Origin of the sequence: Kineococcus radiotolerans SRS30216 = ATCC BAA-149, assembly GCF_000017305.1 — a bacterium.
Classification (GTDB): domain Bacteria; phylum Actinomycetota; class Actinomycetes; order Actinomycetales; family Kineococcaceae; genus Kineococcus; species Kineococcus radiotolerans.
On the sequence record NC_009664.2, the window covers coordinates 3,691,042 to 3,713,085 of the forward strand.

General features: G+C 75.8%; 19 protein-coding genes. 6 read left to right on the forward strand and 13 right to left on the reverse strand.

Going from position 1 to position 22,044, the window contains the following annotated elements; genetic code table 11:
• Nucleotides 1-50: 50 nt before the first annotated feature.
• A complete protein-coding gene (gene glnA / locus KRAD_RS17540) occupies nt 51-1,475 on the reverse strand; it encodes a type I glutamate--ammonia ligase (RefSeq protein ID WP_012086986.1) in 1,425 nt (474 codons plus the stop codon).
• A gap of 171 nt (nt 1,476-1,646) precedes the next feature.
• Between glnA and KRAD_RS17545 the strand changes: the two genes are divergently transcribed.
• Nucleotides 1,647-2,081 carry an RDD family protein gene (locus KRAD_RS17545; RefSeq protein ID WP_012086987.1) on the forward strand — a complete coding sequence of 145 codons (435 nt, stop codon included), beginning with the start codon at nt 1,647-1,649 and terminating at the stop codon, nt 2,079-2,081.
• A 138-nt stretch (nt 2,082-2,219) separates the two neighbouring features.
• Here KRAD_RS17545 and KRAD_RS17550 read toward each other — a convergent pair whose 3' ends face one another.
• From KRAD_RS17550 to KRAD_RS17560, 3 genes are read right to left on the reverse strand one after another with little or no spacing between them, the layout of a single operon-like run.
• On the reverse strand, nt 2,220-2,951 hold the full coding sequence (locus tag KRAD_RS17550; RefSeq protein WP_012086988.1) for a DUF4191 domain-containing protein: 732 nt from the start codon (nt 2,949-2,951) through the stop codon (nt 2,220-2,222).
• A 45-nt stretch (nt 2,952-2,996) separates the two neighbouring features.
• Nucleotides 2,997-3,998 carry a lipoyl synthase gene (gene lipA, locus KRAD_RS17555; RefSeq protein ID WP_012086989.1) on the reverse strand — a complete coding sequence of 334 codons (1,002 nt, stop codon included), beginning with the start codon at nt 3,996-3,998 and terminating at the stop codon, nt 2,997-2,999.
• Nucleotides 3,999-4,032: 34 nt separating this feature from the next.
• Nucleotides 4,033-5,424 (reverse strand): serine hydrolase domain-containing protein, encoded by a 1,392-nt coding sequence (locus KRAD_RS17560; RefSeq protein WP_012086990.1) that lies wholly within the window; start codon nt 5,422-5,424, stop codon nt 4,033-4,035.
• Nucleotides 5,425-5,474: 50 nt separating this feature from the next.
• On the opposite strand from KRAD_RS17560, the gene KRAD_RS17565 reads away from it, so the two are divergent.
• Nucleotides 5,475-6,398, forward strand: coding sequence for an LLM class F420-dependent oxidoreductase (locus KRAD_RS17565; RefSeq protein ID WP_012086991.1), 924 nt, complete (start codon nt 5,475-5,477; stop codon nt 6,396-6,398).
• 182 nt (nt 6,399-6,580) lie between these two features.
• Nucleotides 6,581-7,471, forward strand: coding sequence for a glycosyltransferase family 2 protein (locus tag KRAD_RS17570; RefSeq protein ID WP_012086992.1), 891 nt, complete (start codon nt 6,581-6,583; stop codon nt 7,469-7,471).
• Between the two features lie 4 nt (nt 7,472-7,475).
• On the opposite strand, the gene lipB is transcribed toward KRAD_RS17570, so the two are convergent.
• From lipB to KRAD_RS17585, 3 genes are all read right to left on the reverse strand, one after another.
• The gene (gene lipB, locus KRAD_RS17575; protein ID WP_203417595.1) at nt 7,476-8,138 is read right to left on the reverse strand and encodes a lipoyl(octanoyl) transferase LipB; all 663 of its coding nucleotides are present in this window, start codon (nt 8,136-8,138) and stop codon (nt 7,476-7,478) included.
• A 102-nt stretch (nt 8,139-8,240) separates the two neighbouring features.
• Nucleotides 8,241-8,972, reverse strand: coding sequence for a Type 1 glutamine amidotransferase-like domain-containing protein (locus KRAD_RS17580; RefSeq protein WP_012086994.1), 732 nt, complete (start codon nt 8,970-8,972; stop codon nt 8,241-8,243).
• Nucleotides 8,962-10,317, reverse strand: coding sequence for an NAD(P)/FAD-dependent oxidoreductase (locus KRAD_RS17585; protein ID WP_012086995.1), 1,356 nt, complete (start codon nt 10,315-10,317; stop codon nt 8,962-8,964). The genes KRAD_RS17580 and KRAD_RS17585 overlap by 11 nt, the downstream gene beginning before the upstream one ends.
• A gap of 67 nt (nt 10,318-10,384) precedes the next feature.
• Here KRAD_RS17585 and KRAD_RS27670 point away from each other — a divergent pair, with 67 nt between their 5' ends.
• Entirely contained in the window at nt 10,385-12,073 is a 1,689-nt protein-coding gene (locus KRAD_RS27670) for a serine/threonine protein kinase (protein WP_162145147.1), read from the forward strand.
• Nucleotides 12,074-12,097: 24 nt separating this feature from the next.
• On the opposite strand, the gene KRAD_RS17595 is transcribed toward KRAD_RS27670, so the two are convergent.
• From KRAD_RS17595 to KRAD_RS17615, 5 genes are all read right to left on the reverse strand, one after another.
• Complete coding sequence (locus KRAD_RS17595; protein WP_012086997.1) at nt 12,098-12,988, reverse strand: TIGR01777 family oxidoreductase; 891 nt, start codon at nt 12,986-12,988, stop codon at nt 12,098-12,100.
• Between the two features lie 89 nt (nt 12,989-13,077).
• Entirely contained in the window at nt 13,078-14,934 is a 1,857-nt protein-coding gene (gene sucB / locus KRAD_RS17600; RefSeq protein WP_012086998.1) for a 2-oxoglutarate dehydrogenase, E2 component, dihydrolipoamide succinyltransferase, read from the reverse strand.
• Nucleotides 14,935-14,997: 63 nt separating this feature from the next.
• Nucleotides 14,998-16,377 carry a dihydrolipoyl dehydrogenase gene (lpdA, locus tag KRAD_RS17605; RefSeq protein WP_041292187.1) on the reverse strand — a complete coding sequence of 460 codons (1,380 nt, stop codon included), beginning with the start codon at nt 16,375-16,377 and terminating at the stop codon, nt 14,998-15,000.
• A gap of 221 nt (nt 16,378-16,598) precedes the next feature.
• Complete coding sequence (locus KRAD_RS17610; protein ID WP_012087001.1) at nt 16,599-16,988, reverse strand: hypothetical protein; 390 nt, start codon at nt 16,986-16,988, stop codon at nt 16,599-16,601.
• Nucleotides 16,989-17,214: 226 nt separating this feature from the next.
• On the reverse strand, nt 17,215-18,714 hold the full coding sequence (locus KRAD_RS17615; protein WP_012087002.1) for a leucyl aminopeptidase: 1,500 nt from the start codon (nt 18,712-18,714) through the stop codon (nt 17,215-17,217).
• Between the two features lie 22 nt (nt 18,715-18,736).
• Here KRAD_RS17615 and KRAD_RS17620 point away from each other — a divergent pair, with 22 nt between their 5' ends.
• Nucleotides 18,737-19,450 carry a GNAT family N-acetyltransferase gene (locus tag KRAD_RS17620; RefSeq protein WP_049821269.1) on the forward strand — a complete coding sequence of 238 codons (714 nt, stop codon included), beginning with the start codon at nt 18,737-18,739 and terminating at the stop codon, nt 19,448-19,450.
• On the opposite strand, the gene KRAD_RS17625 is transcribed toward KRAD_RS17620, so the two are convergent.
• Complete coding sequence (locus KRAD_RS17625; RefSeq protein WP_012087004.1) at nt 19,363-20,580, reverse strand: nicotinate-nucleotide--dimethylbenzimidazole phosphoribosyltransferase; 1,218 nt, start codon at nt 20,578-20,580, stop codon at nt 19,363-19,365. The genes KRAD_RS17620 and KRAD_RS17625 overlap by 88 nt on opposite strands.
• A gap of 178 nt (nt 20,581-20,758) precedes the next feature.
• Here KRAD_RS17625 and KRAD_RS17630 point away from each other — a divergent pair, with 178 nt between their 5' ends.
• Nucleotides 20,759-22,027: a GAF domain-containing protein gene (locus KRAD_RS17630; protein WP_083782114.1), complete on the forward strand. Its 1,269-nt coding sequence runs from the start codon at nt 20,759-20,761 to the stop codon at nt 22,025-22,027.
• Nucleotides 22,028-22,044: the final 17 nt, after the last annotated feature.

Genomic DNA, 22,044 nt, shown 5'->3' on the forward strand with positions numbered 1-22,044 from the left:
GGGACCGGACGAGGGCTCCGCGAGATCCTCACCGCCGCAGCGGTCCAGGATCAGATGTCGTAGTACAGCTCGAACTCGTGCGGGTGCGGACGCAGCCGGATCGGGTCGATCTCGTTGGTGCGCTTGTAGTCGATCCAGGTCTCGATGAGGTCCGGCGTGAACACGCCGCCCTCGAGGAGGTAGTCGTGGTCGGCCTCGAGCGCGTCGAGCACGGAACCCAGGTCGTAGGGGACCGTCTTGATGTTCGCGTGCTCCTCGGGCGGGAGCTCGTAGAGGTCCTTGTCGACCGGGTCGGCCGGCTCGATGCGGTTCTTGATGCCGTCCAGGCCGGCCATCAGCTGGGCCGCGAACGCCAGGTACGGGTTCGCCGACGGGTCCGGCACGCGGAACTCGATGCGCTTGGCCTTCGGCGAGCTCCCGGTGATCGGGATGCGGATGCACGCCGAGCGGTTGCGGGCCGAGTAGACCAGGTTGACCGGGGCCTCGTAGCCGGGGACCAGGCGGTGGTAGGAGTTCACCGTCGGGTTGGTGAAGGCCAGCAGCGACGGCGCGTGGTGCAGCAGGCCGCCGATGTACCAGCGCGCGAGGTCGGACAGGCCGCCGTAGCCCTTCTCGTCGTAGAAGAGGGGCTCGCCGTCCTTCCAGAGCGACTGGTGGCAGTGCATGCCCGACCCGTTGTCGCCGAACAGCGGCTTGGGCATGAAGGTCACGGTGTGACCGTTGCGCAGCGCCACGTTCTTGATGATGTACTTGAAGAGCAGCAGCTGGTCGCCGGCGTTCTTCAGGGTGTCGAACTTGTAGTTGATCTCGGCCTGGCCGGCGGTGCCCACCTCGTGGTGCGCGCGCTCGACCTGCAGACCGGCCTTCTCCAGCTCCACGACCATCTCGTCGCGCAGGTCGGAGAAGTGGTCGATCGGGGCGACGGGGAAGTAGCCGCCCTTGTACCGGGTCTTGTACCCGAGGTTGCCACCCTCCTCCTTGCGGCCGGTGTTCCACGCGGCCTCGATGGAGTCGATGTGGTAGTACGACTCGCGCTGGTTCGTCTCGAACCGCACGTCGTCGAAGATGTAGAACTCGGCCTCGGGGCCGAAGAACACCGTGTCCGCGATGCCCGTCGTCTTGAGGTAGGACTCCGCCTTCGCCGCGATGTTGCGCGGGTCGCGGCTGTACGCCTCGTTCGTGAACGGGTCCACGATCGAGTGGTTGATGACGAGGGTCTTCTCCTTGCGGAACGGGTCCAGGAAGGCCGACGTCGGGTCCGCGATGAGCTTCATGTCCGACTCGTGGATGGCCTGGAAGCCGCGGATCGAGGACCCGTCGAACATCTGGCCTTCGGAGAGGGCGTCGAGGTCCAGCGACTTCGCGGGGATCGTGAAGTGCTGCATGACGCCCGGCAGGTCGCAGAACCGGATGTCGACGAACTTCACGTCCTCCTGCGCGATGAACGCGAGGACCTCTTCGGCGTTGCTGAACATCCAACCTCCAGGAACGGAACCGGCCCGGCTGTCGAGCCGCCGCGGACGCGCTGACCGTACGACCACGATGTTTCGCGCTCGTTACGGCTGCGTTTCCGCCACCTTACCGAGACGGTGCCCCGGCGGGGTGGGAGGGCGCGGGCCCCGCACCGCCGCACGTAGGCTGACGGGGTGCCCGATGGACCCAGCGAGCGACCCGCCGGCGGACCGGCCCGACCCGACGCACCCGCCGGGGTGAGGCTGGGGCTGCCCGCGCAGGGTCGCGGGTCGGTCGCCGGCTGGGGGCGCCGCTTCCTGGGCGTGCTCGTGGACTGGGCCGTCGCCAGCGTCATCGCCCGGGCGTTCCTGTCCGGCCTCGGGGTCCAGTTCGGCCCGCTCCTGGTCTTCTTCGCCATGCACCTGCTGCTGGTCTCCACGATCGGGACGACCCTCGGGCACGCGGTCGCGGGCGTCGTCGTGCGCCGCCTCGACGGCCGTCCCGTCGGCTTCGTCGCCGGCGCCGCCCGCGCCCTGCTGCTGACGCTCGTGATCCCCGCCGTCGTCACCGACCCCGACCGCCGCGGGCTGCACGACAAGGCCGCGCAGGTCGTCGTCGTCCGCCGCTGACCCCGGCGCCGGCCGGTCGGCCCCGGTCCGCACCTGCGCTCGCACCCGCACGGCACGGAGCCCCGCAGCGGTCCCGGTGACCTCGCGGTCCTCGGGCGCTGCGGGGCTCCGCGCCGGCCGGGCTCGTCGGCCCCCGGCTCAGCGTCCGCGCATGGCCTTGCGGTCGGGACGGGCGCGCATCGGGTCGATGCCCTTGGGCACCGGAGGACGGATCCCGCCGAGCGCGCGCAGCCGCTTCTGCACGGCGGCGACCTCCTGCTTGGTCAGCTGGGGCTTGAGGCGCTGGACGCGGGAGGCGAGCTTGTGCAGCGGCACCTCGCCCTCGGTGTCGCCGTCGCCGACGGTGAACAGGTGCACGGGCACGTTGGGGACGATGCGGGAGACCTTGCGCCGCTCGGCCTCGAGCAGCTTCTTCACCCGGGTGGGCGGGCCGTCGCCCACCAGGACGATCCCGCCGCGGCCGGTGGCGCGGAAGACCATGTCCTGGGTGCGGGCCTCCGCGGCGACCGGCTCCTGCTCGATCGTCCACCCGCGCCGGATGGAGCTGAGGGCCGCGCCGGCCGCGCCCTTCTGGCCCTTGAGGTTCACGTACGCGGCGCGCTCGGCGCGCCGGCCGAGGACGAACATGCCGGCGAGCACCCCGACCAGGAGGCCGAGGATCGTGAAGTAGATCGGGTGGTCGACCAGGAGACCGATGAGCAGACCGAGGACGACCGGGCCCGCGAAGGCCAGCAGCAGCCACCACTTCGCGCCCGGGTCGACCCGGACGGTCATGTCGTAGACCTGCTTCAACTGGCGCGTGCGCGCGAACCGCTTCTTCTTCGGCTTCTGCGCCGGGGTCGCGCCCGCAGGCTTCTCACGTCGTGCCATGCGGGCAAGGATACGGCCCGCCCGCCCGCGTCCCCGCGCCCCGGATCAGCGGGCGAGCAGGCTGGACGCCTCCTGCGCGGCGGGGCTCTCCTTGTCGAGGTGGGCCAGCTGCGCCGGGATCGCCACCCCGCGCCGCTTCATCGCCTGCGCCCACAGCCGCCCGGCGCGGTAGGAGGAACGCACCAGCGGGCCGGCCATGACCCCGGCGAAGCCCAGGCGCTCGGCCTCGGCGGAGAACTCCACGAACTTCTCCGGCTTCACCCAGCGCTCCACGGGGTGGTGGCGCGGGGTGGGACGCAGGTACTGGGTGATGGTGATGATGTCGCACCCGGCCCCGCGCAGGTCGGCGAGCGCCTCGAGGACCTCCTCGTCGGTCTCGCCCATCCCGAGGATGAGGTTGGACTTCGTCACCAGGCCCGCGTCGCGGCCCTGGGTGATGACGTCGAGGGAGCGCTCGTAGCGGAAGGCGGGGCGGATGCTCTTGAAGATCCGCGGCACCGTCTCGACGTTGTGGGCGAACACCTCCGGCTGGGCGTCGAAGACCTGCTGCAGCAGCTCCGGCTTGCCGTTGAAGTCGGGCACGAGGATCTCGACGCCGGTGCCGGGGTTGGCGGCGTGGGTGGCGCGGATCGTCTCGGCGTACAGCCACGCCCCGCCGTCGTCGAGGTCGTCGCGGGCGACACCGGTGATCGTGGCGTAGCGCAGGCCCATCGTGGCGATGCTCTCCGCCACCCGCCGCGGCTCGTCGCGGTCCAGCGGGGAGGGCTTGCCCGTGTCGATCTGGCAGAAGTCGCAGCGGCGGGTGCACTCGGAGCCGCCGATGAGGAACGTGGCCTCGCGGTCCTCCCAGCACTCGTAGATGTTGGGGCAGCCGGCCTCCTCGCACACCGTGTGCAGGCCGCCGGACTTCACCAGCCCCTTGAGCTCGGTGTAGTCGGGGCCGGTGCGGGCCTTCGTGCGGATCCACGACGGCTTCCGCTCGATCGGCGTCTCGGCGTTGCGCGCCTCGATGCGCAGCATCCGCCGGCCTTCCGGTGCGATCGTCACGGCGCCAGCCTACGTCGGCCCGGAGCGTGCCGCGTCAGGCCCCGCCCGTCCACCCCCCGGCGTCGACCCCGCCGGGCACGTCGGCGTCGGGGTCGTAGGGGGTGCGGGTCAGGCGGAAGCTGGCGAGGTCGAGGTGGCTCACGCCGCCGTCGGCGCCGCGGACGGGCCGCAGCAGCTCCCCGGCGTAGTAGCCGTCCAGCCCGCGCCACAGCCCCGGCTCTCCGGCGGGCACGAACCGGGACGCCCGCCCGCGCCCGGTCAGGCCCCGCAGGTCGAAGCCGCCGTCGCGCCCGGCCCGGACCACCAGGGGGGACGGGCCCCAGTACCAGGGGCCGACCAGCTCGAGGACGTCGGCGGGGACCTCCCGCGGCGCCCACGGCTCGGGGTCCAGCGGTTCCCGCTCGGCCAGCGTCGTCAGCAGCCGGGCCGGCAGGTCCCCGAACCCCGAGGTCGAGTTCGTCATCACGACGACCCCGTCCCCGGTCTCGACGTCCACGCGCAGCATCGCGACGAACCCGGGCATGGAACCGGAGTGCCCCGCGTGGCGGCGACCGCCCGCGTTCCACACCTGCAACCCCAGGCCGTAGCCCACGCTCCACGCCGAGCCCCGGGCGTCGTCGACGCTCTGGGGTTCCCACATGGCCTCGACGGTGCTGCGCCGCAGCACGCCGGAGGTCCCCGCCACGACGCCCGCCCAGCGGGCCAGGTCGGCGACGGTGGACCACAGCTGCCCGGCGGGGGCCATCGCCCCGGCGTCGTGCTCGGGTTCGGGCAGGACGACGTCGGCCCAGGGGTGCACGGCCAGGCCGCGCGCGGCGGGGGCCTGCGGGCGCGGCGTGGTGCGCGTCATGCCGAGCGGCACCAGGAACTGGGCGGCGACGACCTCGCGCCAGGTGCTGTCGCGGACCCGCCCGACGAGCTCGCCCAGGACGCCGAAGCCGACGTTGGAGTAGTGGAAGCGGGTCCCGGGCCGGTGCCGCACCGCGCTCTCCCCGAGGATCGGGCGCAGGGAGTCCCAGTCCCCGCCCTCGGTGCGCTCCCACCAGGGGCCGTCGGTCTCGGCCTGGACCCCGCCGGCCTGCCCGAGCAGCTGCCCGACGGTGACCCGCCCCACCCCGTCGACGAGCTCGGGCAGGTGCGCCCGCACGGGGTCCTCCAGCCCCACGAGGCCGTCCTCGACGGCCCGCAGGACCGCCGCGGCGACGAAGGTCTTGGAGATGGAACCCACCCGGTACTGGGTGTCCAGCGGGTCCGGCCCGGCGCCGGGCTCCCCGTCGACCCCGGTCGTGCCGCGACCGCCGCTCCACACCAGCCGGCCCCCGCGCACCAGACCGGCCACCACCGACGGCAGCCGGGCCTCGGACTGCTCGCGGGCGAGGAGGTGGTCCAGGGTGCGGGTGGTGCCGGGGAGCAGCGCGACGTCCATGCTCCGACCCTGCCAGAGCGCCGCCGCCGCCCACCCGGCAGGATCGGGGCGTGGACCTGCGCATCTTCACCGAACCCCAGCAAGGCGCCCGCTACGAGGACCTGCGTCGGGTGGCCGTGGCCGCCGAGCAGGCCGGGTACTCGGCGTTCTTCCGCTCCGACCACTACCTCACGATGGGCGGGTCGGGGCTGCCCGGGCCGACCGACGCGTGGACGACGCTGGCCGCCCTGGCCCGCGACACCACCACGATCCGCCTCGGCACCCTCGTCAGCTCGGCCACGTTCCGGCACCCGGGCGTGCTGGGCATCCAGGTCGCCCAGGTCGACGAGATGTCCGGCGGCCGCGTCGAGTTCGGCCTGGGCACCGGCTGGTACGAGGAGGAGCACACCGCCTACGGCATCCCCTTCCCGTCGCTGAAGGAGCGCTTCGACCGCTTCGAGGAGCAGCTCGCGATCATCACCGGCTCGTGGGCCACGCCGGTGGGGGAGACGTTCGGCTTCACCGGTGAGCACTACCGGCTGAAGGACTCCCCGGCGCTGCCGAAGCCCGTGCAGTCCCCGGTGCCGGTCATCGTCGGCGGGGCGGGCAAGAAGCGCGGCGCCGAGATCGCCGCGCGCTACGCGAGCGAGTTCAACGCCGCGTTCGCCTCGGTCGAGGACACCGCCGGCGCGTTCGGGCGCGTGCGCGAGGCGTGCGCGCAGGCCGGGCGCGACGCCGGGTCGATGGCCTACTCCGCCGCGCTCATCGTCTGCTGCGGGCGCGACGAGGCCGAGGTCACCCGCCGCGCGGCGGCCATCGGCCGCGAGCCCGAGGAGCTGCGGCGCAACGGGCTGGCCGGCACCCCGGCCGAGGTCGTCGACGCGATCGGGCGCTACGCGGACGCCGGGGTGGAGCGGCTCTACCTGCAGGTCATGGACCTCTCCGACCTCGATCACCTCGACCTCGTCGCCGCCGAGGTCGCACCGCAGCTGTGAGCCGCTGAGCGGCCGTCCCGGCGCCGCCCTGCGCCACCTCACCTGACGCTGCGGGAGAGGTGACGCAGGGCCACCGCAGGTCCCGGTGTCACCCCTGGGGAGAGTTGTGGCACCGCGCACCGCCGGTGCACCCTCGCGGGGAGCGACGCCGGTCCCGGTGTCCCAGGTACCCGGAGGCCACGGTGACCGACCACGAGCGAGACGCTGCGCCGACCGTCAGCGTCGGGGTGCCCGTCCACAACGGCGAGGCCTACCTCGAGCAGACCCTCGAGGCGCTGCTGGACCAGTCGTACGCGGACTTCGAGCTCATCGTCTGCGACAACGCCTCCACGGACCGGACCCGCGAGATCGTCGAGGCGTTCGCCGCCCGCGACCCCCGGGTCCGCTACGTGCGCAACCCCCGCAACATCGGCCTGGCCCGGAACTTCAACCGGGTCTTCCAGCTCGCGCGGGGGAAGTACTTCCGGTGGGCGATGGCCGACGACCTCGTCGGCCCGACGAACCTCGCCGACTGCGTCGCCGCTCTCGACGCCGACCCCGGCGTGGTGCTCGCCGTGCCCACCTGGGACCTCATCGACGCCGAGGGCCGCCCGGCCCGCGGCGGCCGGGAACTGGCCTCGTTCACGTGGGACGAGGACCCGGCCCGCCGCATGGCGCAGTTCATCGACATGATCAACGGCCGGTCCTCGATCGCCGTGCTGGCCTACCTGTCGGGCCTGGTGCGCACCGAGGCGCTCTGGGACACCGACCAGCTCGGCAGCTACCCCTGCTCCGACCAGGTGCTGCTGGGCCAGCTGCTGCTGCGCGGGCGGTTCGTGGAGGTCCCCACGCCGTCGCTGCACGTGCGGCTGCACGAGTCCTCCGCCGGCCACGGGATCGGCACCGGCGACTACGCCGCCGTCCACCGCACCTTCTTCCCCGACCGCGCCCCCGCGAACCTGCTGCGCTGGCGCGCGACCCGCCACCACCGGATGTGGAACGTCCTGCGCGCGGCGGCGAGCTCGTCCGCGCAGCGCCGTGCCCTGCGGGTCCGCTACGCGCGGGCCTCCGCCCTGCAGCTCCTGCCCCTCTGAGGGCTCACCCGGGCAGGGCCGCCCCCGGGAGGAGGGCCTCGACGACGGCGGCCGCGTCGAGGACCCCGACGCGGCGCCCGGCGCGCGCGCTCAGCGACGACGCCCCGGCGTCGGGCAGGCCGCAGGGCACGATGCGGCTGAACCCCTGCAGGTCGGTGTCGCAGTTCAGCGCGAAGCCGTGCATGGTGACCCCCTTCGCGACGCGCACCCCGATCGCGGCGAGCTTGCCCTCCGCGCGCCACCCCTCCCGCAGGGGCTCGTCGCGGGTCCAGACCCCGGTGCGGTCCTCGACGCGGTAGCCCTCGACGCCGAAGGCGGCGCAGACGCCGATGAGCAGCTCCTCCAGCCGGCGCACGTACCCCACGACGTCGAGCGCCCCGTGCAACCGGACGATCGGGTACCCCACCAGCTGACCCGGCCCGTGCCAGGTGATCCGGCCACCGCGGTCGACGTCGACGACGGGGGTCCCGTCGTCGGGGCGTTCCCAGGAGTTCGTCCGCCTCCCCGCCGTGTAGACGGGGGGGTGCTCCAGCAGCAGCACGGTGTCGGGGCGCTCGCCGGCGACGACCTCGGCGTGCCGGCGGCGCTGCAGGTCCCAGGCCTCGCGGTAGTCGACGGGTTCCCCGCCGAGCCGCACCCGCTCGACCACGAGTCCCCGTTCCGGCACCGCCCCAGCCTACGGGCGCGGACCCGGTGCCCAGGAGGTGGTGCGGACCGGGGCCCACCGTCGGGACCGGGACGGCGACGGGCGTGGCCGCCCGGCCCGCGCTCAGACCCGGCGGGGTTCCAGCCGGGTCTCGACGACCCCGCCCGCGCCGTCGCGGCGCACGACGTAGGCGCCCTTCCCGGCGACCTCGGTCACGGCCTCGACGAGGTCGGTGCCCCGGTAGACCAGGCCCACCCCGTCGTCGCTGCAGTGCGTCTCGCCCAGGACCCCGGAACCGACGAGCTCGTGCACCAGGGGCCGGCGCCGGGCCTCGGAGTCGTAGTGGACGCCGTTGCCGTACGGCAGCAGCCCGAGGCCGTTCGTCACCGGGCGCAGCTCGGTCCCGAACGAGTCGGTCGTCCCCCCGGTGAACCAGCAGATCGACCCCGCGCTCACCCCGCCGAGGACGACCCCGGCCTCCCACGCCGCGCGGAACGCCGCGTCGAGGGCGTGGACCCGCCACACCGCGAGGAGGTTCGCGACGGACCCGCCGCCCACCCACACGACGTCGGAGTCGAGCAGCTGCAGCGCCGGGTCCTCCACGCTGGGCATCGGGAACAGGTCCAGCACCGTCGTGGAGAAACCCGCGCGCTCACCGGCGGCGTGCACCTCCGCGGCCCACGACCGCTGGTCACCGCCGGCCGTGCCCAGGTAGGTGATCCGGGGACGCCGTCCCGCGGGGACCCGGGCCAGTTCCACCGCGAGGTGCGCCGTCCCGGCCCAGTCCAGGCCGCCGCGCTCGCGACGGGTCCAGCCGCCCGAGGTCGCGACGACGGTGGGGCCCTCAGCCGGCACGGCGCGAACCGCTGCGGCCGAAGACGTCGGACAGCACCGCGTCGGCGGCGCGGCGGCCGGAGACCAGCGCCCCCTGCTGCGAGGAGTTCTCCCGGTGGTCGCCGGCGACGAACACGCCGTCGCCGGCGTCGACCGGCTGCGGGCCCTCGAAGGGCGGCGCCACGACGGGGAGCGCGTGCGGGACCTCGTGGGCGGCCACCAGTTCCCACCCCGCGGTGCCCACCCCGTACACCCGTCCCAGCTGCTCGCGCACCCGGCGCTCGGCTTCGGCGCCGGTGTCGGTGCCGAGGGTCTGCGCGCTGACCAGGGCCCGGCGGTCGGTGCCGTCCACGACGTAGCCGGGGGCGACGGCGGAGACGACGGCGGAGTTCACGACGGGTCCCGAGCGGTCCCCGTCCAGGTGCAGCAGGCGCTCGCGGGACTCCGGGGCGGGGGAGGTCGGCGCGGCGAACCAGAACGTGGACAACCCGTGGCTGTCGGGGACCCGGAGCTCCGGCACCAGGTGGGCGGCGGTGTGCGCGTCGGTCGCCACGACGATCCGCTGGCAGTTCACGCCCCCGGCGACGGTCTCCACGACCAGCGAGCGCGGCGCGAAGCCGATGTGGCGCACCTTCGTGCCCAGGACCACCGACCCCGCGGGCAGCCCCGCCGCGAGCTGGTCGGGGACGGCCTGCACGCCGCGGGCGGGCAGCGCCGGGGTCGCCCGCAGGAAGCTGCGCACCAGCAGGTCGACGAAGCGGCGCGACGTGGTGCCGTCGACCTCGCCGAGCACCCCGGCCAGGAAGGGCTCCAGGACCGACCAGCGCAGCTCGCCGTGGACCTCCGCGGCGTCCAGCCCCTGCGACCAGCCGGAGTCCGGGCCCTTCAGCTCGCCCGCCGAGGTCACCTTGACGATCCAGCGCGCCAGCGCCGCCTTCTCCTTCACCGTGCCCAGCGGGAAGCGCAGCGCCTCCAGGACGGCGGTGGGGTGGCGGCGCGGGTCGCGCACCACGCTCACCCGGCCACCGCGGTGCACGGCGACACCCGCGTCGAACGGCTGCAGGTCCAGCGCGTCGAGGTCGAGGACCTTGAGCACCTCCGGGTAGCCCGGGTTCAGCAGCTGGAACCCGCGGTCGACCCGGAAGCCCCCGACCGTCTCCGAGCGCACCCGCCCCCCGACGGCCTCGGCGGCCTCCACGACGAGCACGTCGAGCCCGGCGGCGCTCAGGTGCTTGGCGCAGGCCAGACCCGCCAACCCCGCCCCGACGACGACCACCTCGGCCGAGGAGCGCAACGACGAGGCGTACGGGGACTCCGTCCCGTGCGGGGCGGGCGAGGTGGCATCGGGTGTGGTGCTGACGGTCACCGGCAGAGCGTATCGACCCTGTGGACAACCAGCGAGGCAGTCCCCCGGCGTGCGCGACCCTGGGGAGGTGGACGCCCCCGAACCCCTCACGCAGCCCGCGCCGGTGCGCCAGTGGCGCCGGGAGGCGCTGGCCGCGCTCGGGGACGACCCGCGGCGCCGCCCGCCCGTCGTCGACGGCTACCGCACGGGCCGGCTGCTCGGGGCGGGCGGCTCCGGCGTGGTCTGGTCCGGGACGGGCCTGGACGACGTCGAGCGCGCGCTGAAGGTGCTGCACACCGGCGGCCCGGGGGACCTGCTGGCGGAGCTGTCCATGCTGCGCCGGGTCCGCCACCCTCGGGTCGTCGCGGTCCACGACATCTCCACCGACGACGAGGGCCGCCCGGTCCTCGTCCTGGACCTCGCCCCGGGCGGCTCGCTGGCCGCCCTGCTCACCCAGCGCCGCCGGCTCTCGGCCGGGGAGGTCTCCGGTCTGCTCTCGGTGCTCGGCCCCGCCCTGGAGGACCTGCACTCCGCCGGCGTCGTCCACGGCGACATCGCCCCCGGCAACGTCCTGCTCGACGCGCACGGCGAGCCGCTGCTGGCCGACCTCGGGGTCTCCCGCGCCCTGGGGCGCCGGCACGGCAGCGTCCTGGGCACCCCCGGCTTCGCCGATCCCGCAGCGCTCGCGGGCGGGGGCGTCGGCGCCGCCTCCGACGTCTACGGCCTCGCCGCGCTGGGCTGGTGGGCGCTGACCGGTGAGGCGCCGGCCCGCGCCGGGGCCCTGGGGGCCCGGCTCGCCGTCCGCCGGGCCGCCGCCGACCTCCCGCCCGGCTCGGCGGCCGCGGTGCTCACCGCCCTGCAGGAGGGGTTGCAGCGCAACCCGTCCCGTCGCCCCACCCCGGGGGAGCTGGCCACCGCGGTCACCGCCGTCTCCCGCCCCCGCCCGGTGCGCGGGCTCGTGCCGGCCCCGCCGGTGGGGGCGCCGCGCCGGGCGCCGGACGGGGGGACCGCGGCGATTCCCCCGCCCCCGGGGGCCACGCGGGCGCTGCCCGTCCCCGCCCCGGCCCCGAGCAGCGCCCGGCCCGCTCCGGCCGCCGGCGGGGGCCGGTCCAGCGCGGCGCGGGGCCGCCGGCGGGCCGGGCGGGAGGCGACCGCGGCACGGCGGGCCGCCCCGGGCCGTCCCCACCGCCGCCCGCTCCTGGCCGTCGCCGCGGGGGTGGTGCTCGTCGCGGGGGCCGCCGTCCTGCTGCCGACGCTGCGCGAGGGGGACCCGGCCCCGCCCGCCGCTCCGCCGGGGCCCGCTGCGGCGGAGGGGGCGCCCGCCGCCGCCCCCGTGGCTGCTCCCGTCACCGCGCCCGTCGCGCCGGTGGAGGGGGATTTGGACGAGGGGGCCGAGGTCCTGCGGGGCGTGGACCCGGTGGCCGTGGTCACCGAGCTCGCCGCCCGCCGGGCGCGGGCCCTGTCCACGGGGGACCGGGCCCTCCTGGACCTGGTGGACGTGCCGGGGTCGCCCGCGGCCGCGGCCGACGCCGCGGTGCTGACGGAGCTGGCCGCGGCCGGGACGGTGCTGGCCGGGCTCGGGTTCGAGGTCGTCGACGTGCGGCCCGGGGTCGCCGGGGCGGACCGCTGGGTCCTGGACGCCGACGTGGTGACCACCGCGCACGCGGTGGTCGCCGGGGACGGGACGTCGTCCGCCGTCGCCGCCGGCGCCCCGCGCACGTCGCGGTTGACGCTGGAGCGGGTGGCGGGGGAGTGGCGGATCAGCGCGGTGGGCTGACCCGCCGCCCCTCCCGCGCCCGGCTCAGGCGTTGGCCAGCCACGTCGTCACGGCGCCGACGTCGGGGTGGCGGAAGGTGAACCCCGCCTCGAGCAGGGCGGCGGGCACGACCCGCTGGCTGCCGGTGATGGAACCGGCGAACTCCCCGAGCGCGACCCGGAGCGCGGCGGCCGGGACGGGCAGCAGCGCGGGGCGGTGCAGGGCCGCCCCCAGGGCGCCCGTGACGGCGAGGTTGGTCGCGGGTTCGGGGCTGACGAGGTTCACCGGGCCGGGGACGGGACGGGTCAGCAGGAACTCCAGCGCGGCGAGCTCGTCGGGCATGGAGATGAGGCTCCACCACTGCCGGCCGGAGCCCAGCGGGCCGCCGAGGCCGAGGCGGAACAGGGTCAGCATCTGCCCGAAGGCCCCCCCGACGGGGTTCGCGAGCAGCCCGGTGCGGGCCAGGCTGACCCGGATCCCCGCCGCCGCAGCGGGTTCGGTGGCCTCCTCCCACACCTGCACGACGTGGGCGAGGAAGTCGTCGCCGCGGGGGGACCCCTCGGTGAGGACGGTGTCCCCGCCCTCGCCGTAGGCGCCGATGGCGGAGGCGTTCACGAGGACCTCGGGGGGTTCGTCCAGGGCGAGCAGCGCCCGCACGAGGGTCGAGGTCGTCTCGGTGCGCGAACGGACGATGAGGTCCTTGTAGGCGTCGGTCCAGCGGTGGTCCCCGACGCCGGCGCCGGAGAGGTTCACCGCCGCGTCGACGCGGCCCAGCCGCCCGGGGTCGAGGTCGCCGGCGGCCGGGTCCCAGCGCACCTCGGAGGGTTCGCGCTCGGCGCGCCGGACGAGCACGACGACCTCGTGCCCCCGGTTGCGCAGGTGGGCGACGAGGTGGCGGCCGATCAGGCCGCTGGCTCCGCTGACGACGATGCGCACGGTGGTTCCTCACAGGGGTCGGGAGACGGGACAACCCCGTCCCCGGCGGACCGGGAACGGGGTTGCGGGGTCGTGCGGGACCGGCTCGGTCAGAGACCGAGCTCGCCCTCGAACTCGCCGGCTTCGATGCGCTTCTTGACGGTCTGCAGGAAGCGGGCCGCGTCGGCGCCGTCGACGATCTGGTGGTCGTAGGACAGCGCCAGGTACATCATCGAGCGGATCGCGATGGTCTCCTGCCCGTCGACCTCGAGGACGACGGGACGCTTGACGATCGCGCCGGTCCCGAGGATGGCGACCTGGGGCGCGTTGAGGATCGGGGTGTCGAACAGGGCCCCGATGCTGCCGGTGTTGGTGATGGTGAAGGTGCCCCCGGACAGGTCGTCGGGGGTGATCTTGCTGGCCCGGGTGCGGGCGGCCAGGTCGGCGATCTTGCGGGCCAGCCCGCCGAGGTTCAGGTCCCCGGCGTCCTTGATGACCGGGGTGATGAGGCCCTTGGGGGTGTCCACGGCCATCGAGACGTTCTCGCTGCCGTGGTAGACGATGTTCTCGCCGTCGATGCTGGCGTTGAGCGAGGGGTGCTGCTTGAGCGCCTCGACCGCGGCCTTGACGAAGAACGGCAGGAAGGTCAGCTTCGCACCCTCGGTCGCGAGGAAGCCGTCCTTGGCCCGCGCCCGCAGGCGCGCGATCTTCGTGACGTCGACCTCGATGACGGTGGTCAGCTGCGCGGAGTTCTGCAGCGACTCCTTCATCCGCTGGGCGATGACCTTGCGCAGCCGCGACATCTTCTCCGTCGTGCCGCGCTTGGCCGAGACCTCCACGGCCGGAGCGGGCTTGGCGGCGGGCTTCTCGGCGGCCGCGGCCGGAGCCGGGGCGGCGGCCTCGGCGGCCTTCGCCTCAGCGGCCCTGGCGGCCTCCGCCGCCTTGTCCGCGGCCTCCTGCACGTCCTGCTTGCGCACCCGGCCGCCGACACCGGTGCCGGTGACGGTGGCGAGGTCCACGCCGAGGTCCTTGGCCAGCTTGCGCACCAGGGGGGTGACGTAGGTGCCGCCGCCGGTGACCTCGGCCGGGGCCGGGGTGCTCGCCGGAGCCTGCGGCGCGGGCGCAGCGGGGGCGGGAGCCGGCGCGACCGGCTGCGCGGGGGCGGAGGCGGGTTCCGCGCTGGGGGTCGAGGACGGCTGGGTGGCGCTCTCGGCCTGGGCCCGGGCGGTCTCCCGCTCGGCCACCTCGTCGGCCAGCGACTCCTCCTGCGGCGCAGCGGGAGCCTCCTGGGCGGGGGCGGCCGGAGCCGGCGACGGGGCGGCGGAGGCGTCGCCGATGCGGGCCAGGTCCGCGCCGACGTCGGCGGTCTCGTCCTCGCCCACCAGGATCTCCAGCAGGGTGCCGGCGACGGGGGAGGGGATCTCGGTGTCGACCTTGTCGGTGGACACCTCCAGCAGCGGCTCGTCGACCTCGACGCTGTCGCCGACGGCCTTGAGCCAGCGGGTGACGGTGCCCTCGGTGACGGACTCCCCGAGCGCGGGCATCTTCACGGCCTCGCCCCCGCCGGGGGCGGGAGCCGCGGCGGCCGCGGGGGGCTCCTCGGGAGAGGGCTCCTGCGCCGCCTGCGGGGCGGCCTGCGTGTCCTCGGTGGACGGCGGGGCCGGGGCGTCCTGCGGCGCGGCCGGGGCCGGCTGCTCCTGCGGCGCGGGGGACCCGCCGCCCTGCTCGCTCGGGTCGCCGATGCGGGCCAGGTCGGCGCCGACGTCGGCGGTCTCGTCCTCGGGGACGAGGATCTCCAGCAGGGTGCCGGCGACGGGGGAGGGGATCTCGGTGTCGACCTTGTCGGTGGACACCTCCAGGAGGGGTTCGTCCACCTCGACGGTGTCGCCGACCGCCTTGAGCCACCGGGTGACGGTGCCCTCGGTCACGCTCTCGCCGAGAGCCGGCATCTGCACCGAGTTCGACATCTCTACGGTTCTCCTCACGGACGTTCTCCGGCGCCCGGGGGACGCCGCGGGTTCAGGTGCGGGTCAGGCGTGCGAGTGCAGGGGCTTGCCGGCCAGGGCGAGGAAGGCCTCGCCGACCGCCTCGTTCTGCGTCGGGTGGGTGTGCACGAGGGAGGCGACGTCGTCGGGGTAGGCCTCCCAGTTCACGATGAGCTGGGCCTCGCCGACCTGCTCGCTCATGCGGGAACCGACCATGTGCACGCCGACGACGGGGCCGTCCTTCTGCCGCACCAGCTTCACGAAGCCGGTGGTGCCGATGATCTGGCTCTTGCCGTTGCCGCCGAGGTTGTACTCGACGACGTCGACGTCGCCGTACTTCTCCCGCGCCTTGGCCTCGGTCAGCCCCACGGAGGCGACCTCGGGTTCGCAGTAGGTGACCTTGGGGATGCCGAGCTCGTCGATCGGGGCCGGGGCGAGGCCGGCGATGTCCTCGGCCACGAAGATGCCCTGGGCGAACCCGCGGTGGGCCAGCTGCAGGCCGGGGACGATGTCGCCGACGGCGTAGACGCCCTCGACGTTCGTCCGCAGCCGCTCGTCGGTGAGGACGAAGCCGCGGTCCATGGTGATGCCCTGGTCCTCGTAGCCCAGGCCGGCGGTGTTGGGGCCGCGGCCCACGGCCACGAGCATGAGGTCGGCCTCGAACGTCTTGCCGTCCTCGAGGGAGACCACGACGCCGGAGTCGGTCTGCTCCACGCCCTTGAACCGGACGCCGAGGGAGAACTTGATGCCCCGCTTGCGGAAGGCGCGCTCGAGGGCCTTGCTGGCGGCCTCGTCCTCGAGGGGGACCAGGTGCGGGAGGGCCTCGACGATCGTGACGTCGGCGCCGAAGGAGCGCCACACGCTGGCGAACTCCACGCCGATGACGCCGCCGCCGAGGACGACGACCCGGTCGGGGACGGAGTCCAGGGCGAGGGCCTGCTCGCTGGTCATGATCCGGCCGCCGACCTCGAGGCCGGGGAGGCTGCGGGAGTAGGAACCGGAGGCCAGGACGACGGCCTTGCCGGTGTAGCGCTGACCGTCCACCTCGACGGTGTTCTTGGCCACGAGCTTGCCGGTGCCCGCGACGAGGTCGATCTTGCGGGACTTCACCAGGCCCTGCAGACCCTTGTACAGGCGGGCGATGACGCCGTCCTTGTACTTGTTGACCCCGGCCATGTCGATCGAGTCGAACGTGGCGCGGACCCCGAAGGTCTCGGACTCCTTGGCGCTGTCGGCGACCTCGGCGGCGTGCAGCAGGGCCTTGGTCGGGATGCACCCGCGGTGCAGGCAGGTCCCGCCCAGGAGGTCCTTCTCCACGAGGGCCACCTTCAGGCCCAGTTCGGCGGAACGCAGCGCGCAGGCGTAACCCCCGCTGCCTCCCCCGAGGATGACGACGTCGTACTGCTGCTCGGCGGCACCTGCCACGAAATGCTCCTGAGGTCGGCTGTGCTGGCGACTGCTCCGTCGCGATCCTCTCACCACGACCTCGGCGGAGCGCGAGGGGGTCGTGACCCTCCGCCCGGGCGGGGGAGGGCTGCGGCCGGGGAGGATCCGGCCCGGACGCGCGACAGCGCCCGTCCCGGGGGATCAGGCGCTGTCGTGCGGGAGTGCGGTCCTCCCGGAACCCCGCGGGGTCCGGGGGGAGCTCAGCGCTCCTTCTCGGTGTTGAGGGACTCCTTGCGCGCGGTCACGGACTCCTTGCGCGCGGTCACGGACTCCTTGCGCGCGGTCACGGACTCCTTGCGCGCGGTCACGGACTCCTTGCGCGCGGTCACGGACTCCTTGCGCGCGGTCACGGACTCCTTGCGCGCGGTCACGGACTCCTTGCGCGCGCTGACCGATTCCTTGCGCTCGACGACGGACGTCGACTTCTGCCCCAGGACGACCTTCGTGGTCGTCAGGGTGGCCGAGGGGGCCGCCGAGGCGCTCACGGCCGTGGCGAGGCCGCCGCCGGCGAGCACGGCGGTGGCGGCGAGGCCGGCCGCGAACCGGGCGAGGTGACGGGACGTGCGGGAGTGCGGGGCGCTGCTGGACATGGTGCCTCCGTGACGTGTCCCCCGGTGGGCACCGAGGGAGCCTGGGGATGGACAGAACCGGCCGGGATCGATGACGCCCCCGAGCAGGTCGTCACGCTGAGCATATAGCTAGTCGCTCAGAGTGCACGACCGGAATCGAGAAGGATCACCGGGGACGTCCGTCGAGGACCCCACCGGCCCGCGCGCGGTGCTCCGCGCGGGCTCGGTCGGGGACCTCGGTCAGGGCTCAGCGCCCGGCGCGGTCCTCGGCGAGGGCGACCAGGGTGCGCACGGCCACGCCCGTCCCGCCCCGGTGGGTGTACCCCCAGGGCTCGCCCGTCACGAAGGCCGGGCCGGCGATGTCGAGGTGCGCCCACGGGATGGGGGTGCCCAGGCTCGAGGTGCCGACGAACTCGCGCAGGAACACCGCCGCGACGAGCATCCCGCCGGCCCGGTCGCCGATGTTGGCGAGGTCGGCGACGGGGGAGTCCAGCGTCGCGCGCAGCTCGTCGGGCAGCGGCATCGGCCAGAACGACTCCCCGGCGCGCTCGGCCGCGGCGAGCACCGCGGTGCGGAAGGCCTCGTCGTTGCCCATCACGCCGGAGACGCGGTTGCCCAGCGCGACGACCTGCGCACCGGTGAGGGTGGCGACGTCGACGATGGCGTCGGGCTGCTCCTGCGAGGCGGCGACGAGGGCGTCGCCGAGGACCAGCCGGCCCTCCGCGTCGGTGTTGAGGACCTCCACCGTCGTGCCGCCGTGCATCGTCAGCACGTCCGAGGGGCGGATCGCGGTGCCGGAGGGCATGTTCTCGGCCACGGCCAGCCAGCCGGTGACCTTGATCGGCAGGTCGAGCTCGGCGACGGCGCGCAGCGCGGCCAGCACGGCCGCCGCCCCCGACATGTCGCTCTTCATCGTCTCCATGCCCGCCGCGGGCTTGAGCGAGAGACCGCCGGAGTCGAAGGTGATGCCCTTGCCCACGAGGGCGAGGTGCCCCTGGGCCCGGGCCGGGGAGTGCTCGAGCACGACCAGCCGCGGCGGGCGGGAGGACCCCTGCCCGACCCCGAGGATGCCGCCGTAGCCGCCGTCGGCCAGCGCCTGCTCGTCGAGGACCCAAACGGTCAGGGAGGTGCCCTCGGCGGCGCGCACGGCCTCGGCCGCGAGGTCGGCCGGGGCGAGGTCGGCCGGGGCGGTGTTGATCAGGTCGCGGGCCGTGGCCACGGCCCGGGCCAGCACCGAGGCCCGCTCGACGGCGGCGCGGGCGGCCTTGTCGCGGGGCTTGTCCACGAGCAGCGAGACCTCGGCGACCGGTTCTCGCTCCGCGGCGCGGTAGCGGGTGAAGGCGTACGCGCCCAGGGCCGCGCCCTCGGCCACCGCGCCGAGGGCGCCCGCGTCCGGGGTCGGCAGGGCGAGGGCCACCCGGCGCTTGCCGGCGAGGGCGCGCACCGCGGCACCCGCCGCGCGGCGCAGCGTCTCGTGGTCGGGGTCGGTCCCCACCCCCGTGAGGGCCACCAGCGGGGTCGCGAGCCCGGGGGTGCCCGGGACCAGGTGCACGGTGCCGGCCTCGCCGCTCGCCCCCACGGCCAGGGCCGCGTCGGCCAGCGCGGACCGCGTCGCCCGGGGCAGGTCGTCCCCGCCCAGCACCACGGGCGCGCCCGGCCGCTTCCCGGTCGCCGGGGCGAGGCCCACGACCAGGGCGTCGACCGACACGCTCTTGACGGACTTGCTGCTGAGGAGGAGACGCGGCACCACCGCACCCTAACGTGGCGGCGTGACGGAACCGGCGGCGCACCAGGACCTCGGACCCACCGCCGAGGAGGTCGTGCCCGGGGTGCGGTGGCGACCGGTCGCCCCCGCCGACGTCCCCCGGCTGCAGCGGATCTGCCTGCTCACCGGCGACGCCGGCCGCGACGCCACCGACCGCACGGCCCACCCGGACCTGCTCGCCGACGTCTACGCCACGCCCTACGCGCTCCACGAGGCCCGCTTCGGGACCGTCGTCGAGGACGCCGACGGCGTCGCGGGCTACCTGCTCGGCTGCCGCGACACCGCCGCGTTCGAGCGTTGGCGCGAGGCGGAGTGGTGGCCCCCGCTGCGCCGGCGCTACCCGCGCCCGGAGGACGCCGAACGGGCCTTCGACGTCGGCCCGCTGCGGATCGTGCGCACCGGGGTGCCTCCCGAACCCCGCTGGGCCACCCACCCCTCCCACCTGCACGTGGACCTGCTGCCGCGGGTGCGGGGCCGGGGCATCGGCCGTCTGCTGCTGGAGCGCGTCCGCGCCCAGCTGGCCGCCGACGGGTCCCCGGGCCTGCACCTGGAGGTGTCGGCGGCCAACCCGGGCGCGGTCGCGTTCTACCGGCGTAGCGGGCTGGTCGAGCTGGCCCGCTCCGAGGGCAGCTACGTCTTCGGCTGCTCGTTCCCCTCCGCCGGGCCGTCCGCGGCGCCCTCCGCGGGACCCGCCGCCGAGGGCTCCCCGCCGGCCTGAGGCGCGGGTGCCGCCTCGGGCTCGACCTCGGGTCCGGCCTCGGGCTCGGCCTCCAGTTCGGGTTCGGGCTCCGGTTCGGGCAGCGGCGGCAGCGCGGCCTCGTCGGCCGCCGCGAGCACCTGGGCCGCCCGCAGCACCCCGAGCGCGGCCAGCGCCCCCGACCCCCCGCCGCGACCGGCCCCGAGGTCCAGCACCGGGACCAGCTTCAGCCGGTCCACGGCCAGCGCCTGGGCCGGCTCCGCGGTCGCCGCCCCCACCTGCCACCACTTCTCCGCCCCGGGCACGCCGCGGGAGGCGAGCAGCGCCGCGGCCACCCCGACCGTCCCGTCCAGCAGCACCGGCGTGCGCCGGGCCGCGGCCCGCAGGAGGAACCCCACGGCGGCGGCCACGTCGGCGCTCGCGACCGCCTGCAGCACCGCGGCGGGGCGGGTCGCGAGCTTGCGGGCGCGGCGCACGGCGTCGCGCACGGCGGCGGTCTTGCGCATCCACGCGTCGTCGTCGATGCCGCTGCCGCGGCCCACGACGTCCACCGCGCCCTTGCGCAGGCAGACCGCCACCAGGGTCGCGGCGACCGTCGTGGCCCCCGCTCCCAGGTCGCCCAGCAGCAGCAGGTCCACCCCCGCGTCGATCTCGGCGTCGGCCACGGCGGCCCCGGCCCGCACCGCCGCCTCCACCTCCTCCGCCGTCAGCGCGTCCCCCGAGGCGATGTCGCCCGAGGGCCGCAGCGCGTGCTCCAGGACCCGGGCCGGGACCCCGGCCGGGCCCTCCCCGCCCCAGTCCACCCCCAGCGCGTGCACGGCCACCGGGACCCCGGAGGAGGCGGCGAGCGCGGCGAACGCGCCCTCCCCGCCCACCAGCTCGCGCACCGCCCGCGCCGTCCAGCCCGGTTCCAGCCGCGAGATCCCGCGGGCCGCCACGCCGTGGTCGCCGGCCAGGACGACCAGGCGCACCCGCTCCAGCGGGGCGGGGACGTCGCGGTCCTGGGTGCCGGCCAGCCACGTGGCGAGGCCGTCGGCGCGCGAGGCCGGCCGCAGCGGGGCCACCAGCCGGGGCCGGGCGCGGGGGACGTGCGGCGAGCGCAGGCCCTCGGCGATCTCGCGCAGGTTCAACGGCCGCGGGCCGTCGGTCATCGGTGCTCCTCGGGAGGGCTGGGCGGGCGGGTCGTCCCGCGGTGTCGGCCGCGGTGCCACGCATGGTCGCACCCGCGGGGACCCCGCGGCCGACGCGATCCCCTCGACACCCGTCCGCCCGCCGCCTACCGTGCTGGCCATCCGGGCCCGGGGAGGACCCGGGGAGGAGGTCGCGAGGGTGCTGCCGGCTGCGTCCCGCTCGCGCGAGGAGTGGCTGGCCTCGTGCGCCAACGACCTCGCCGGGACACCCCTGCCCGGCGCGCGCGACCTGGTGTCCTCGTCGTGGTGGCGCGCCCGCAGCAGCGGGCTGGACCCCGACCGCGTCCTGCCCCCGGTCCTGCTCGGGGGTCCCGCCCTGCTCGAGCGCCGCGCCGGTCACCCGCTGGCCGGGGTGCTGCCCACCGCCCGCCGGCTGCTGCTCGACGAACCCCTCGGGGTGCCGCTGCTGATGGCGGTCAGCGACGTCGACGGGACCCTGCTGTGGGTGGAGGGCGACGCGGGGCTGCGCCGGGCCGCGGAGCGGATGGCCTTCACCCCGGGCGCGCGGTGGAGCGAGGACGTGGCCGGCCTCAACGCCCCGGGCACCGCGCTCGCACTGGGCCGGCCCGTCCGGGTCCGCGCCGGGGAGCACTACGCCACCGCCGTCGCCGGCTGGAGCTGCTCGGCGGCGCCCGTGCGCGACCCCGGCACCGGCCGGGTCCTGGGGGTCCTCGACCTCACCGGCGGCGACGACCTCGGCCGCGCCCGCGCCCTGGACCTGGTGCGCGCCGCCGCGGGGGCCCTCGAGGGCGAGCTGCGGGTCGCCGCGCTGCGCCGCGGGCTGCGCGGGGCGGGCGCTCCCGCCGGCGCGGTCCCGCCCCTCGTGCGGCTCTCGGTGCTGGGGGGCCCCGCCCGGCTCGGGGTGGGGGAGGAGGTGGGTCCGCTGTCGCTGCGGCACGCCGAGGTCCTGCTCACCCTCCTGACCGGACCGGGGGGCGGGCGCTCCGCGGCGCAGCTGGCGGCCGACCTCGACGACCGCGACCTCGCCCCCGTCTCGGTGCGCGCCGAGGTGCACCGGCTGCGCGCGGTCCTGGCCCGGCGCACCGGCGGTCTCGTGCAGCTCTCAGCCGCCCCCTACCGGCTCCTCGGCCCGGTGCGCTGCGACGCCCTGGCAGTCCGCGACGCCGTGCGGGCCGGGCGCCCGCGCGAGGCCGTGCGCGCCTGGACCGGCGACCTGCTGCCGGCCTCCGACGCCCCGCGGGTGCGCGAGCTGCGGGAGGAGCTGCGCGCGGGCCTGCGGGCGGCCGTCCTCGAGGGGGACGACGACCAGGCGTTGCTGGAGTTCTCCCGCACCGCCGCCGGCCGCGACGACCCCCTGGTGGCGCGCGACCTGGTGCGCCGGCTGGCCCCGGGCGACCCGGGACGGGCCGAGGCGCTCGCCCAGCTGCAACGGGTCTGCAACGGGTAGCGCCGCAGACTGGGGAG